Origin of the sequence: Epilithonimonas hominis, from assembly GCF_003730015.1 — a bacterium.
GTDB classification, from domain to species: domain Bacteria; phylum Bacteroidota; class Bacteroidia; order Flavobacteriales; family Weeksellaceae; genus Epilithonimonas; species Epilithonimonas hominis.
This window is the reverse complement of the sequence record NZ_RJTU01000035.1, coordinates 24,086-39,138: the sequence shown is the minus strand read 5'-3', so window position 1 is coordinate 39,138 and position 15,053 is coordinate 24,086. Positions and strand designations below refer to the sequence as shown.

Below are 15,053 nucleotides of genomic sequence, written 5' to 3'. Positions count from 1 at the left end.
ATGAATCAAGGTAAAGTTGCAATATTACTATCCACCTATAATGGAAGTTTATTCCTCAAGGAACAGATAGAGTCAATTATAAAGCAAGATTATATAAATTGGGAACTATTTATACGTGATGACGGCTCTACGGATTCTACCATAGATATTATAAAAGATTATTGTAATCGCTTTGCAAATTTCCATTTTATAATGGGAAAGGAAAGTTTAGGATCTGCTAAAAGTTTTTTATGGTTGTTAGAAAATATAGAAGCAGATTATTATATGTTTTGCGACCAAGATGACGTTTGGAATACAGATAAAATAAAAAAATCACTTAATTCCTTAAAAGAGATAGAGATGCCAAATGTGGCATCTTTAGTATTCTCAAATGCAATAGTAGTAACCGAAGACTTAAAAATCATTAATACGTCTTTTTGGATATACAATAAAATTTCGCCATCTTTACTTCTAGCAAATCCAGATTATATCAATGTTTATAATTCAGCCCCAGGATGTACCATGATTTTTAATAATTGTCTGAGAGATATTGTCTTAAAGCAGATAAATAATAATATTTTAATGCACGATTGGCTGATAATGATGATGGCCTTAAAATTTGGAAAAGTTAATTATATTAATGAAGCGCTGATGTTATACAGGCAACATCAGAATAATGTAGTTGGTGCAAAAAAAGTGACACTCTACAATCGATTATTGAAAATTTTTAATATAAAACAACTTTTACAAAAACAACTTTTAGTATTTAATTTTGTTAATTCTTATTCAAATATTAGTATTTTCAAGTTTTATAAATTAAAGTTTATGTTTAATATAAACAGATATAAAAATTAATGGTGAATTTAGCGAGGTTATAAATTGTAATTGTAAACCTCTAAAATAAAAAAGACATAAATAATGAAAGTAAGCGTATGTATGGCTACATATAATGGCGCAGAATATATAAATGAGCAAATATATTCTATTCTAAAGCAGTTGTCGTTACAAGATGAACTCATCATATCAGATGACGGTAGTACAGACAATACAATTGATATCATAAAGAATATTCATGATAACAGAATTTCCTTATTTAAAAACTGTAAAAAAAAAGGAGTAGCACACAACTTTGAAAACGCACTCAGTCACGCCACCGGTGATTATATATTTTTAGCAGATCAAGATGATATCTGGATAGATAATAAATTATCAGTGATTAGTAAAGAGTTGGAAAATGTTGACTGTGTGTTACATAATGCGTCTTTAATAGATAAGGACGGGAATTTGTTAGGTAATGATTTGTTTTCAATTTACAAAACACGACCAGGTTACTTTAAAAATCTTTTTAGGAATACGTATGTAGGTTGTTGCATGGCTATCAGAAAAGAACTTTTAAAATATATTTTGCCAATTCCGGATAAAATATCAATGCACGATATGTGGATTGCTTTAATCGCTGAAAAAAAAGGAACAACTAAAATATTACCAGATAAGCTTATCCAATATAGGAGACATGGAAATAACGCTTCAACTACATCTAAAAAGTCTAATTTTTCCTTTTATTTTCAGTTGAAGTATAGACTTACAATGTTTTATAATACACTAATAAGAAACTAAAAATTATATAATTGAAAAATAATATAGACATCTCTATAATTACTGTTGGAATGAATCATAAAAACTTTCTGATAACGTTTTTAGATTCATTATATAATAAATATCCTCCATACGTTTCTTTTGAATTAATTTATGTAGATAATTGTTCTGATGATGGCTCAGTAGACTTTGTGAAAAGTAATTATCCACAAGTAAAAATTGTTCAAAACAAATCGCTTTTTGGATTTGGCGAAAACAACAATAGAGGTGCTGAAATAGCTGTTGGTAAGTATTTAGCTATCATGAATCCGGATTTAGTTTTTCTTGAAAATTCTTTGAATTCATTATTTGATTTCTCAGAAAAGCTACAGAAAGATGTTATTGTAGCGCCGAAATTACTTAATGCTGATAAGACTTTTCAACATTCTGTAAGAGGATTTATTACACCTTGGGTTTTTTTAGCACGATTTCTAACAGGAGGTAATGATAATACAAAAAATAAAACAGTACAAAATTATTTGTGTAAAAATATTTCCATAGATCAAACACAATTCATAGATTGGGCAATAGGTGCTGCTTTATTTATAAAAGCTGATTTATATAAAAAATTAAATGGATTTGATCCCGATTATTTCCTTTATATGGAAGACGAAGATTTGTGCCTGAGAGCTTGGAATTCAGGAAACGCTGTAGTTTATTATCCCTCATCGCAAATTATCCATAATCATTTAAGAGCAAGTAAGAAAATCGGAAAAAAAATGTTTTTGCATTTTAAATCATTATTCGTGTTTTTTTTGAAGCATGGTATTTTTCTTACATCTAAAAAGAAAAATTCACCAATTACATTGCCAGGAAATTAAGATTAGGTGAATTAATAATAATAAAGCATTTGATTTTGATTAAAATTTTATTTGTAACTACTTATATTGATACTTTATTTTAACATTATTGTCTATTTTAATATCAGTCTTTAATAAATTTCTTTTTTGAATACCTTTAACTAACAATCCAGCGTTAGAATTATTAGTTGTTCCTTTTATATCACCTTGGATATCATTATTAATTATTCTTGAAAAACCTGTCCCAATGCCATCAAATGAGCTGTTGTGATTAATTTTTATGTTTTTTATAGCTTTAATTTTAGATTCATTATTGAGGTAAAGTCCTGTATAGTGAGTTTTGGAAGATTTTATATTGAGATTTATATTATTAATATCATACACCGCATCCTCTCTCAGCCAAATTAAAACACCACACCAAGAGGTTTTTTCAATTTTTACATTTCCCGAAATGTTTTTTGTCTCCATGTTTTTATTATTATCGCCAATTATTAGTAAACCTGTTCCATGCATAATATTATTTGCTTCCCAGTTAATTTTAATGTTTTGAGAAGCAATTATAACCAAACTATTGTCATAATCGTAATCACTCTTTCCATTAACAGATATTTGATTGTTTTCAGTTTCGATTTCTACTGTATCATTGAGGTTTCTAAATCCATAAATCTTATCTAGACTTACATAACTGCAATTCATTAATTTAATACCTCCGCCAATTGCTGGATCGTTAGGATTAATACGTCTATTTGCTTGAGCAGCATATTTTAAAGTTATGTTCGAAAACTTTAAATTATTGCCATACGTAACATAAATAGGAAATACAGAGTTAGAAAATTGACTATTATTAACTGTCACATTATCACAATGATCCAGCCATAATCCCATTTCCATACAAGTCCCAACTGCATAATCGAAGATATTAGTTGGTTTTTCGTCAGTATCGAGCAAGTTCCCTAATTGTACCCCAGAATTAAAATCTGCGCCATCTATAATATAATTATCTCCGGTTAAATACAGTAATGCTGTATGGTCATCAGTATAAAATTGACCGTTATTATAATTACTTTTAGTATTATTATCATTCCATTCAGGTAACCTTCTTCTTAGTTTTGCTCCGTTAAATAAAAATGTTGCCGATTTATGTCTTTGCCAAATGTTTCTTTTTAACGGTTCTATCCATAATCCTTTGTTTGCAAATGCATTGTAATAGGTTTTCTTGCCGTCAAAATAAAAAATGCAACCTTCTTCTCCTTTATCTAGCATCTCTTGGATAGCTTTGTAATCGTCTGAGACTCCATCGCCTTTTGCACCAAACATTTCAGGTGTAAGGTGTTTATAAATTCTTTTATAATAAAAATTGTTTTTTTTGTAATAAATTATATTGTCGACAGATTTGTCAGAACTAATTTCTTTTGTTTTTTTACATAAAACTAATTTTTTAGAATAAATATCTTCAAAGAAAGCGGTTTTTGCTGCTTGAGATTTTAAGAAAAAACATAATGCTATTAATATAAAATATTTCATTGGCTTGATATGAATTATAATTTCGTTTTAAAGTTAAAAAAAACTGTTTACATATATATTTTTTTTATTTTTGCTCATAAATAAACTAAGATATATGAAAACAGAAAAAATAGGGATCACTTTCTCAGCATTCGATCTTCTTCACGCGGGTCATATAAAAATGTTGGAAGAGGCCAAAACAGTGTGTGATTATCTTATAGTAGGTCTGCAGATGGATCCTACAATCGATAGACCAAATAAAAATAAACCAACACAATCAGTAGTTGAGCGTTATATACAACTTAAAGCTTGCCGATCTGTAGATGAAATAATTCCTTATAATACAGAAGATGATCTTTTGGATATTCTTAAATCGTTTGTAATAGATGTCAGAATAATAGGTGATGATTACAAAGATAAAAACTTTACAGGAAAAGATTACTGCGAAGAAAAAGGAATACAGATTTATTACAATAAACGTGATCACAGGTTTTCTAGCTCTGCATTGAAAAGAGCTGTATTTGAGCAGGAATTTCAAAAAATAAATAAATAACTATGAAAATATTAGAAACTTCCCTCAAGGATTGCTATGTCATAGAACCAACAGTGTTCGAAGATGAAAGAGGGTATTTTTACGAAAAATTCAACGAAAAAAGATTCGAAGAGTTTACAGCTCTTAATGGACATTTTGTACAGGATAATATCTCAAAATCTTCTTATGGTGTACTGAGAGGTCTTCATTTGCAAAAAGGTGAGCACGCTCAGGCAAAACTCGTTTCCTGTCTCGAAGGTAAAGTTTTAGATGTTGCGGTGGATCTAAGACCGGATTCTCCTACTTTTGGAAAATGGTATAGTATAGAACTTACAGCAGAGAATAAACTGCAGTTATATGTTCCGCGTGGTTTCGGGCATGGTTTTTCTGTTCTAAGTAAAACAGCTGTTTTTTCTTATAAATGTGATAATTTTTATAATAAAGAATCAGAAGGAGGCGTTCTTTGGAATGATAGTGATCTGAATATAGATTGGCAGTTGCCAAAAAACGATGTGATCCTTTCAGAAAAAGACATGGTTATGCCAGCCTTTTCGAAAGGTAATTTTTAGTACAAAAAAAAACTTCTAATCAAACATATTCAGTTACTTCGTAGTATTCTGAACAAAATGACATAATTAGATATGATAACCTATCTATTTAGACATTTATCGCAGATTTTTCGCATTGCAGATTACTTTGTTATAAATATTTTTCTATATGTAACTAACATCCACTTCTTTCCTGGAAGAAAAAGCGGACTTTATATTACTGATTATAGCGCACAGTTCATAATTGTTAATTTTTCGTGGTTTATTGTCACAACATTTACCAAGCTTTATGCAAAAGAAACTTTGAGGGATTCTTTACTGCAATTTTATGCATTAACAAAATCTTATTTTACCTACATTCTGTTTTTTCTGATTTATCTTGTTTTAGTCTTTGCAGAAGATATTAATTACAAAAAATTTAGCGTTTATTTTTTTCTTGTTGGTGTATCATTTTCTCTGATAAGGATTATATTCTTTTTATATAGAAAGAAAAATAGATTCAAAGTCGGAAGAAAACTATTTAAATACAATACAGTTTTAATTGGTGAAAGTCATTATGCAAAATTATTGCTTTCAAATAAAGAGCTACGTAGATATTTCAGTATTAGGGAATTGTATTTTGTAGAAGAAAAATATAGAGAGAGTAATAATAGCAAATGTATATCTCAGTTTTTCAAAGATCTAGATAGATTTCATATTAATAATATCGTTTTGTGTGATAATCGAATAGATATAGAACTGTACCAGAAAATTATAGACATAGCGGAACATAAAATGATCCGTATTTATATGGTTCCTGATTTTAAAAATAAACTTCTATCATCTTATTATTTAGAAATTATTCACGATGTTCCTTTTCTAAAATTAAGTAAAGAACCTTTATCCAGCCCAAGAAAACAATTTCTTAAAAGAACCTTTGATTTTTTATTCTCTCTTTTTGTTACAATTTTTCTGCTTTCTTGGTTAATTCCCATTGTAGCAATTATAATAAAACTTGAAAGCAAAGGTCCTGTTTTCTTTATTCAAAAAAGATCTGGCCTTAAGAATAACGCGTTCGGTTGTATCAAATTCCGAAGTATGACAGTCAATGAAATAGCGGATGTACAGATTGCGAAAAAGAATGACTCCAGAGTCACAAAGTTTGGTGCCTTTATGAGAAAGACAAGTATTGACGAATTGCCACAATTTTTAAATGTGTTAGTTGGTAATATGTCTATTGTAGGTCCAAGACCGCATATGCTTTCGCAAACCGAACAGTATTCCAAGATCACTAAGAAATACATGACACGGCACATTGTGAAACCCGGTATTACAGGTTGGGCTCAGGTAATGGGTGCTAGAGGTGAGATCTTTTCTGACCGAGACATGCAAAAAAGAATAGAGAAAGATATTTGGTATATCCAGCATTGGTCTTTCTTTCTGGATATTAAGATAATCTTTCTTACTTTTTACAATGTAGTTAAAGGTGATAAGCAAGCGTATTAATAAAAAAGGAATCAAATTTTGATTCCTTTTTTATTACTAAATTTGCAAACTTAAAAATTGAAAATCTACTCACTGATTTTCAATTATCATTTATCAAATTATAATTAAGATGCGTACCAAATCTGTAGGTAAAAAGAAAATTAATGTCGTAACATTAGGCTGTTCAAAAAACGTCTATGATTCTGAAGTACTAATGGGTCAGCTGGAAGCCAGTGGCAAAAATGTGGTTCATGAAGAAAAAGGAGACGTAGTAGTCATCAACACATGCGGATTTATAGATAATGCTAAAGAAGAAAGTATCAATACCATTCTAGAATATGTAGATCTTAAAAATCAGGGCATTGTCGAGAAGGTTTTTGTAACAGGTTGTCTTTCGGAAAGATATAAACCAGATTTGGAAAGGGAAATTCCGGATGTGGATCAATACTTTGGAACCAGGGATCTGCCGATTCTTTTGAAGCATCTGGGTGCAGATTACAAGCACGAATTGGTGGGAGAAAGATTGACCACCACACCGAAACACTATGCTTATCTAAAAATTTCCGAAGGTTGCGACAGACCGTGTTCTTTTTGTGCAATTCCTTTGATGAGGGGCGGCCACATCTCCACACCTATTGAAAAACTGGTAACGGAAGCTCAGAAATTAGCCAAAAAAGGTGTTAAGGAATTGATTTTGATTGCTCAGGATCTTACTTTTTATGGGTTAGACATCTATAAAAAAAGAGCATTAGGAGAATTACTTCAGGAGCTAATAAAAGTTGAAGGTATTGAGTGGATTCGTCTTCATTATGCTTTTCCCTCAGGTTTTCCAGAAGATGTATTGGACATTATAAAAACTGAACCAAAGATTTGTAATTATATAGATATCCCGCTTCAGCATATCAATACAGATCTTCTGAAAGCAATGAAGAGAGGTACATCTTTTGAAAAAACCAATGCTTTGCTGGATAAATTCCGCGAGAAAGTTCCGGATATGGCAATCAGAACTACGCTTATCGTTGGATTTCCTGGAGAGACCGATGACATATTTGAAGAGCTAAAGCAATGGGTGAGGGATCAAAGATTTGATAGACTGGGATGTTTTACGTATTCTCACGAAGAGAATACCACTGCATTTGTTTTAGAAGATAATATACCAGATGAAATAAAGCAAAAAAGAGTGGAGGAGATTATGGAAATACAGCAGCAGATATCTTGGGAAAAAAATCAAGAGAAAGTGGGCAAAGTCTTTAAATGTATTTTTGACAGGAAAGAAGGTGATTACTTTGTAGGAAGAACAGAGTATGATTCTCCTGATGTGGATAATACCGTATTGGTGCCAGCAAAAGATGTCTATATCTCTATTGGCGACTTTGCAAACGTAAGAATTACTTCTGCTGAAGATTATGATCTGATCGGAGAATTAGTATAAAATGATAACCAGCTTTCAAGCTGGTTTTTTTTATTTTTCTGTTAAAAAAAAGAGTCTTTTAACTCAACTTGCTGTATTGCAATTGTTTATAGATTATAAATATCGTTAGAATTTAATTTTAGCTAACTTTATTAATATTTGATAATTTTACAACTAATTTATTGAATATTAAATAGAGATAAATGGTATTAAATTAAGATATTTTGCTAATTATTGATTTTAATTACCATATAGTTAATTTTATAAACATTTATTGTTTTATTAACTTATTGATAATCATAATCTAATTATGATAATTCGCATCCTGTACTTTGTAAAATTTTAAGAATTTAGTATTTAATTTAACATTTGTTAACATTTCTTGTAATCCCTTTTTTAGAGGGAGTTCTACAAAGGTTGTCTTTGTTTAATACTTCGATTGAAGTCCACAAAATGGTCAAATTATAAGTTAGCTGTCAATTTGGGATATCTTTGCAGAGTCAAAACCAATAAAATAATTCAACATGATGAAAAGAGTCTTTCTCGTAATCATAATGATGATTTCAACACTTGGTATTTTCTCTTTCAAGAGTTATGCCACAGATGCGAATACAAGTTTTGTATCTTACTACCACGATAAATTCGATGGTAAAAAAACAGCAAGCGGTGAGGTATTTAGTAATGCATCCCTTACTGCAGCAAACAAAACACTTCCTTTCGGGACACTAGTAAAGATCACAAACTTGATCTCCGGGAAAAGTGTAGTTGTAAAAGTGAATGACAGAGGACCTTACCATTCTTCAAGAGCCTTTGATCTTTCAAAAGCAGCTTTCAAGACTATTGCAGATATCAGAAAAGGAACTATTGCAATAGAATATGAAATTCTAGATTAGAAAAAGAAATTATCTTATTATGACAAAAAAAAGCCAATCACTAAGATTGGCTTTTTTATTTTTAAAATTTGGAGGGCTTTGCACGCAAGTACTGATGAGGGTAGAAACAGTCATCACCACTTTCCCAAGAGGTTTGAACGCTAAAATAAGGGTTTCTAAGAATTTCTCTGGCCAGAAAGATTAAATCGGCCTGCCCATCATTCAAAATTGCTTCTGCCTGTTCTGCTGTGGTAATGAGACCTACGGCGCCGGAACTAGCACCAGCCTCTTTTTTTATAGCTTCGGCCAATGGAACCTGATAACCAGGTTTTAGTTCCATAGTCACTCCATTGATATTCCCACCGCTGGAAACATCTACAAGGTCTACATTATTATTTTTAAGCAGTCTGGAAAGTTTCACACTGTCTTCAATATCCCATCCGTTTTCTGCATATTCGGTTCCGGAAATCCTTACAAACAATGCCTGATCATCAGTCAATACTGAATTTACAGCATCTACGATTCCCATCAAAAATCTTGTTCTATTCTCAAATGTACCTCCATATTCGTCAGTTCTGGTGTTAGACAACGGCGATAGAAATTGATGAATGAGATAACCGTGCGCCGCATGGATTTCTACAACATCAAACCCGGTATCTACTGATCTTTTTGCGGCTAAGCGAAAATCTTCTGTAAGGGTTTTTATTTCTTCAACAGATAACGTGTGCGGTATTCTTTCTGATGGATGAAAAGGAATTGGGCTTGGTGCAATGGTTTGCCAGCCTTCTTCCAGAGTCATTTGCCTGTTTGTGGCAGCAGAAACGGAACCTTTTCTCCCGGCGTGAGCTAGTTGAATTCCGATTTTACTTTCCGAATTCTGATGAACGAAGTCCACGATTTTTTTCAGAGATGATGCTTGTTCGTCATTCCATATTCCCAGGCATTTGTCTGTGATTCTTCCGCGAGGTTCCACTCCAGTTGCTTCTATGACAATTAATCCCACGCCACCTTGTGCGCGGCTTCCGTAATGGACAAAATGGAAATCATTCGCTACGCCATCTTCTGCAGAGTACATACACATTGGCGACATCACGATTCTGTTCTTTAGTTGTACATTTCTAAATGTTATCGGGGTGAAAAGTTTCATTTTTATATTGGTTTTAATACTAAAATATTTTGTACTGGAAATGGTTTCCAAAATTAATAATAACTATAAGTAACCGATGAATAACGCGCAGCCCGGCTTGAGCGGAGCTCTTTTTGTTTTTGGAAAAAAACAAAAAAGCGGGAGCGGAAGACGGAAAAGCTGCCCAAAAAAAATTAGACTCCAAACTGAGTCAGATGATGATCGAGATGTTTTGCCATCATATTATTCCATTCTTTGGATGTTAGTTTCCCAAAGTTGGAACTTTCTTTTCCCTCGAAAGCTTCTGATCCCAGTTGCTGAGTTTTCTGAATAAAACCTATCAAACGTTTTTTCTCTTCTTCAAAGTTTTTTGAATCGGTAATTACAAACATCGCAGCTGTTGGAAGGTTGGGTTTGTAAGAGATGTCGTTGGTTACTTTTGGCTTAACGAAAGTTTTTAGAAGCCATTTTGTAACGAAGGTCGGTTTCTTATGCTTTTCCGGTTCGTAAATCAGTTCGTAGGTTACATTGCAGTGAGCAAGCATTTTATCTACCGACATGACTCCCCATTTCGGAAATGAATCTTCCGTTAGGCTATTGATTCTCTTGATTAGGTGGATGGTATCGTTTTGATCAAATATGTTCTTCATAAATAGCTGCTATTATTAATTGAATAAGCAAAGATAATTACAAAAGATCTTAAATCGTTTCGTTTTAAAATTATAAAATGAAATTGAGCTAATTGAAAATTTTTATGAATTAGCAAATTCAATTTCAATATGAAGAATCATCCTATGTTTGTGAGTTATCACAATATATTTTAACTTTGCACAAACCTAATCTAATGAGTAAAAAAGAAACGAAATACATCTTCGTAACAGGAGGTGTAACATCGTCACTTGGTAAAGGTATTGTTTCCGCTTCTTTGGGGCTTCTTCTAAAATCCCGCGGTTTCAAAGTTACCATCCAGAAATTGGACCCTTATATCAACATTGATCCCGGAACCCTTAATCCTTATGAACACGGTGAATGTTATGTGACCGAAGACGGTGCAGAAACCGACTTGGATCTTGGACATTATGAGCGATTCCTAGATTCTCCAACCTCACAAAACAACAACGTTACAACCGGAAAAATCTACCAAACCGTTATTGAAAAGGAGCGTAAAGGTGATTTTCTTGGAAAAACAGTTCAAGTTATTCCTCACATTACCAACGAAATCAAACGCAGAATAAAGATGCTTTCCAAAAAGGATTATGACATCATTATTACAGAAATTGGAGGGACAGTCGGTGATATAGAATCTCTTCCTTACATAGAAAGTGTTCGCCAGTTGCAATGGGAATTAGGCAAGAACAATTCTATGGTTATCCATTTAACATTATTGCCATATTTATCATCGAGTGGGGAACTGAAAACAAAACCTTCTCAACATTCTGTTCGTCAATTGATGGAAAGTGGGATTCAGGCGGATGTTTTGGTTTGCAGAACTGAACATTCCATTCCAAAAGATTTACGCGCTAAACTTGCACAGTTCTGCAACGTAGGATTGGATAATGTGATTGAATGTATTGATATGGACACCATTTATGAAGTGCCTCTGTATCTCCAAAAACAAAATTTTGATGAAGTGGTTCTTAAAGAGCTGAATTTGCCGGTGGGAAAAGATGTTAATCTGAAAGACTGGAAATCATTTCTGAAGAAATATAAAAATCCTAAGAAAAGTGTAGAAATCGCTTTGGTTGGGAAATATGTTTCGCTTCAGGATTCTTATAAATCTATTGCAGAAGCGTTCATCCACGCAGGTGCAGATTTGGAAACAGAAGTCAATGTAAGATGGGTTTACAGTGGTGATATCGAAACTGAAGGTGCAGAAAAACTATTAAAAGGCGTTGACGGAATCCTTGTCGCTCCAGGTTTCGGAGATAGAGGAATTGAAGGTAAAATCCAGGCGGCGAAATATGCAAGAGAGAACAAAGTTCCATTGTTGGGAATCTGTCTAGGAATGCAGATTATGACTATTGAATTCGCTAGAAATGTTCTAGGTTTAGTAAAAGCCAACAGTATGGAGTTTGATACATCTACACCAGACCCTGTGATTTCTCTAATGGAAGAACAGAAAAATGTGGTTGAAAAAGGAGGGACAATGCGTCTTGGCGCTTGGAAATGTGCTTTGAAACAAGGTTCAAAATTAGCTGAGGTTTATGGTGCAAAAACTATTTCAGAGCGTCATCGTCACAGATATGAGTTCAATAGTGATTACAAAAATGACTTTGAAGATAAAGGCTTAGTCCCAAGCGGACTGAACCCAGAAACGGATTTGGTGGAAACTTTGGAACTGAAAGATCACCCGTTTTACATTGGTGTCCAGTATCATCCTGAATATAAGAGTACGGTTGCTACACCGCACCCACTTTTCAAAGCTTTTATCAACGCAACGGTTAAGAATAAATCATAAATTAATGAATGGCTCAAAGTATTTCTCTGAGCCATTCGTCTTTATAACGGAATCTGAAAAATAAAACCTATTTTTGCAGACCAAAATGATGTAGGTTTTGAACTATAAAAATATCATCCTGAGTTTGTCGAAGGATATTTAAAATTCAAACCTTAAACTTTAAACTCAATTCTATAATGCAACAAAACAACGGATTAGACAAAAAACAACTGATTAGCTTCGGTATTTTTTCTATGATTCTTATCGGTTTTATGTTTTATTTCCAAAACCGAAATGCACAAGCCGAACAAGAAAAGTTAGCTCTGGAAGCTAAAAAAACAGAGCAGACTACAAAATCTAAACCTGCAGCAACCAACTTAAATGCAGCTACGGTAACACCTAATTCTGTTCAGAAAGTTAATCTTCAGAATGATGAGTTATCTCTTGAGTTCTCTAGTGTTGGTGGGCAATTGAGTTCTGTAAGACTGAATAAATTCGAGGCCTTTGGTGGAAAACCATTGTACCTTTTTAGCAACAACAATGCGAGTTACGGTTTTCAGTTCAAAGATAAATCAGGTAAGGTTTTCAATACCAAAGATTTGGTCTTTGTACCACAAGTTGCAGGAAATGTTGTGACATTGAGTTCAAAAGTAGGGAATGCCGTTATTCAATTCATTTATACATTGAAGCCAAAATATACATTAGATTTCCAAGTTAAAACGCAAGGTTTGGCTAGCATCGTGAATGACGGAAAAGCTAATTTTGTTTGGAATTACAATGTAAGAGGTGCTGAAAAAGGACGCTCGCAGGAAGAGACTCACACCGAGTTTTCTTATGCATTCAACAATTATAAAGACTATGATTACGACGCTCGTTCTGATATGGATGAGCCGGACGAAACGCTGAACTGGATTGGTATCAAGCAACAGTTCTTCGCAGCGGTTATCGAAGCTAAAAATGGATTCACAAAATCAAAAGGTTTTCAGGAAGCTATTCCTGAAGGTGAATATTTGAAGAAATTCAACTATGATGGTCAAGTCAACTTGGCGGGAAATGAGTTGAATCAAGAGTTCACTTGGTACTTTATGCCTTTGGACATCGAGTTATTGAAGTCTTATGACAAAAACTTTGATGAGATTCTTCCGCTTGGTTGGTCATTCATCGGCTCATTGAACAGATATGTTTTCATTCCGTTGTATAACTTGATTTCGGGATGGGGAATTGCAGCAGGTTGGGCAATCTTCTGGATGACGATTATTGTAAAATTGATTTTGTCTCCGGTAATGTTCAAACAGCACAAGCTAAGTGCAATGATGAAGGTGATTCGTCCTGAGATTGATGAGGTGAATGCCAAATTCAAGGATGCGGACCCGATGAAAAAACAGCAGGAAACAATGGCGGTTTATCGAAAGGCCGGCGTGAATCAAATGGCGGGTTGTTTACCGGCTTTGGTGCAGATTCCGTTGTTCTACGCACTATTCCGTTTCTTCCCGAATATGCTCGACCTTAGAGGGAAAAGCTTCTGGTTCGTTCCCGATTTGACAGCTTATGACGATATCATCAGTTGGGGAACCAACATTCCTTTGTTAGGAAATCACCTGAGTGTATTTGCTTTGGCTTGTACCGTTGTGATTTTGATTTATACGATTATGACTTCAGGTAACATTCAGCAGCCGCAACAAGAAGGAATGCCGAATATGAAAGTCTTGATGTACATCTTCCCAATCACGTTCTTGTTCTTCCTGAACAGTTCTGCGTCAGGTTTATCTTGGTATTATTTCGTATCCAATGCGATTAACATTGTAATAATCTTGGTGATTAAATATTTCATCTTGGATGAGAAGAAAATCCACGCTCAGATTCAGGAAAACAAAAAGAAAGAACCTAAGAAAGAAGGAACTTTCCAGAAAAGAATGAGAGAAATGATGGAGAAAGCGCAAGAGCAGCAAAAATTGCAAGAGCAAGCTAGAAACAAAAAGAAATAAATAATAGAGGCGGTAATTTTTTACCGCTTTTTTTATTTTTGCCAAATGTATGTCAGGCTGAGCGGAGTCGAAGCCTTTTTGAATTTTTATTTACTATGAACTTAGAATCCACTTACGAATATCTCCAACAATTCCTAACACCCGAACGTTTCCAAAAAATAGAACATTATTCCAAAGAAAGTTCAGACTTCGTTTTACCAGTGATGGAAGATATTTACCAGTTCAGAAATGCTGCGGCGATTGTTCGTTCTGTAGAAGCTTGTGGATTTCATAAAGTGGTGGCGATGGAAAAAGAGAACTACTTTGAACCAAATTTAAAAGTCACAAAAGGTGCAGATACTTGGGTAGAAGTGGAGAAAATGCCGAGAACAATAGAATCTCTACAAAACATCAAAAATCGAGGTTACAAGATTGTCGCAGTTTCTGCAGAGAACAATGCAAAAATGCTTCCTGATTATAAAATCGAAGAACCATTAGCTTTAGTTTTCGGAACAGAGTGGGAGGGAACGACAGATGAATTACTGGACTTTGCGGATGAAACTTTGGCCATCCCAATGTTTGGATTCACAAGAAGCTTCAATGTGTCTGTTGCGGCCGCCATTTGTATGTATGAACTCAAACAAAAATTGCTGAAATCTAATATTGATTACAAATTATCCGAAGAAAAATTGCTCCAAATGAAAATCCGTTGGGCAAAAAACTCTATCCCAAGTGGCAATATGATTTTGGAAAAGTATTTGAGAGAGAATCAATAATCTTAG

At 33.5% G+C, this 15,053-nt stretch carries 14 protein-coding genes; 11 read left to right on the top strand and 3 right to left on the bottom strand.

The window, feature by feature from the left end; genetic code table 11:
* The 3 genes from EGH73_RS05585 (at position 1) to EGH73_RS05575 (ending at position 2,435) form a co-directional block, all read left to right on the top strand.
* Positions 1-834, top strand: a complete 834-nt coding sequence (locus EGH73_RS05585) for a glycosyltransferase family 2 protein (RefSeq protein ID WP_123281030.1) — start codon at positions 1-3, stop codon at positions 832-834.
* A 63-nt stretch (positions 835-897) separates the two neighbouring features.
* The gene (locus EGH73_RS05580) at positions 898-1,596 is read left to right on the top strand and encodes a glycosyltransferase family 2 protein (protein ID WP_221177742.1); all 699 of its coding nucleotides are present in this window, start codon (positions 898-900) and stop codon (positions 1,594-1,596) included.
* Positions 1,597-1,607: 11 nt separating this feature from the next.
* Positions 1,608-2,435 carry a glycosyltransferase family 2 protein gene (locus EGH73_RS05575; RefSeq protein ID WP_221177741.1) on the top strand — a complete coding sequence of 276 codons (828 nt, stop codon included), beginning with the start codon at positions 1,608-1,610 and terminating at the stop codon, positions 2,433-2,435.
* A gap of 57 nt (positions 2,436-2,492) precedes the next feature.
* Here EGH73_RS05575 and EGH73_RS05570 read toward each other — a convergent pair whose 3' ends face one another.
* Entirely contained in the window at positions 2,493-3,938 is a 1,446-nt protein-coding gene (locus tag EGH73_RS05570) for a hypothetical protein (RefSeq protein WP_123281029.1), read from the bottom strand.
* Positions 3,939-4,032: 94 nt separating this feature from the next.
* Between EGH73_RS05570 and EGH73_RS05565 the strand changes: the two genes are divergently transcribed.
* From EGH73_RS05565 to EGH73_RS05545, 5 genes are all read left to right on the top strand, one after another.
* On the top strand, positions 4,033-4,470 hold the full coding sequence (locus EGH73_RS05565; RefSeq protein ID WP_123281028.1) for an adenylyltransferase/cytidyltransferase family protein: 438 nt from the start codon (positions 4,033-4,035) through the stop codon (positions 4,468-4,470).
* Between the two features lie 2 nt (positions 4,471-4,472).
* On the top strand, positions 4,473-5,018 hold the full coding sequence (gene rfbC, locus EGH73_RS05560; protein ID WP_123281027.1) for a dTDP-4-dehydrorhamnose 3,5-epimerase: 546 nt from the start codon (positions 4,473-4,475) through the stop codon (positions 5,016-5,018).
* A gap of 72 nt (positions 5,019-5,090) precedes the next feature.
* Positions 5,091-6,482 carry an exopolysaccharide biosynthesis polyprenyl glycosylphosphotransferase gene (locus EGH73_RS05555; RefSeq protein WP_123281026.1) on the top strand — a complete coding sequence of 464 codons (1,392 nt, stop codon included), beginning with the start codon at positions 5,091-5,093 and terminating at the stop codon, positions 6,480-6,482.
* Between the two features lie 109 nt (positions 6,483-6,591).
* Positions 6,592-7,893: a 30S ribosomal protein S12 methylthiotransferase RimO gene (rimO, locus tag EGH73_RS05550; protein WP_123281025.1), complete on the top strand. Its 1,302-nt coding sequence runs from the start codon at positions 6,592-6,594 to the stop codon at positions 7,891-7,893.
* 503 nt (positions 7,894-8,396) lie between these two features.
* Entirely contained in the window at positions 8,397-8,765 is a 369-nt protein-coding gene (locus EGH73_RS05545; protein WP_089770020.1) for a septal ring lytic transglycosylase RlpA family protein, read from the top strand.
* Positions 8,766-8,826: 61 nt separating this feature from the next.
* Here the strand turns inward: EGH73_RS05545 and namA are convergent, their stop codons facing one another.
* The gene (gene namA, locus EGH73_RS05540; RefSeq protein WP_123281024.1) at positions 8,827-9,891 is read right to left on the bottom strand and encodes an NADPH dehydrogenase NamA; all 1,065 of its coding nucleotides are present in this window, start codon (positions 9,889-9,891) and stop codon (positions 8,827-8,829) included.
* Positions 9,892-10,064: 173 nt separating this feature from the next.
* On the bottom strand, positions 10,065-10,520 hold the full coding sequence (locus EGH73_RS05535) for a DUF1569 domain-containing protein (protein WP_123281023.1): 456 nt from the start codon (positions 10,518-10,520) through the stop codon (positions 10,065-10,067).
* Positions 10,521-10,714: 194 nt separating this feature from the next.
* On the opposite strand from EGH73_RS05535, the gene EGH73_RS05530 reads away from it, so the two are divergent.
* The 3 genes from EGH73_RS05530 (at position 10,715) to EGH73_RS05520 (ending at position 15,047) form a co-directional block, all read left to right on the top strand.
* Positions 10,715-12,328 (top strand): CTP synthase, encoded by a 1,614-nt coding sequence (locus EGH73_RS05530; protein WP_123281022.1) that lies wholly within the window; start codon positions 10,715-10,717, stop codon positions 12,326-12,328.
* A 176-nt stretch (positions 12,329-12,504) separates the two neighbouring features.
* Positions 12,505-14,292 carry a membrane protein insertase YidC gene (yidC, locus tag EGH73_RS05525; protein WP_123281021.1) on the top strand — a complete coding sequence of 596 codons (1,788 nt, stop codon included), beginning with the start codon at positions 12,505-12,507 and terminating at the stop codon, positions 14,290-14,292.
* A gap of 95 nt (positions 14,293-14,387) precedes the next feature.
* Complete coding sequence (locus EGH73_RS05520) at positions 14,388-15,047, top strand: TrmH family RNA methyltransferase (RefSeq protein WP_123281020.1); 660 nt, start codon at positions 14,388-14,390, stop codon at positions 15,045-15,047.
* The last annotated feature ends 6 nt before the right edge of the window (positions 15,048-15,053 follow it).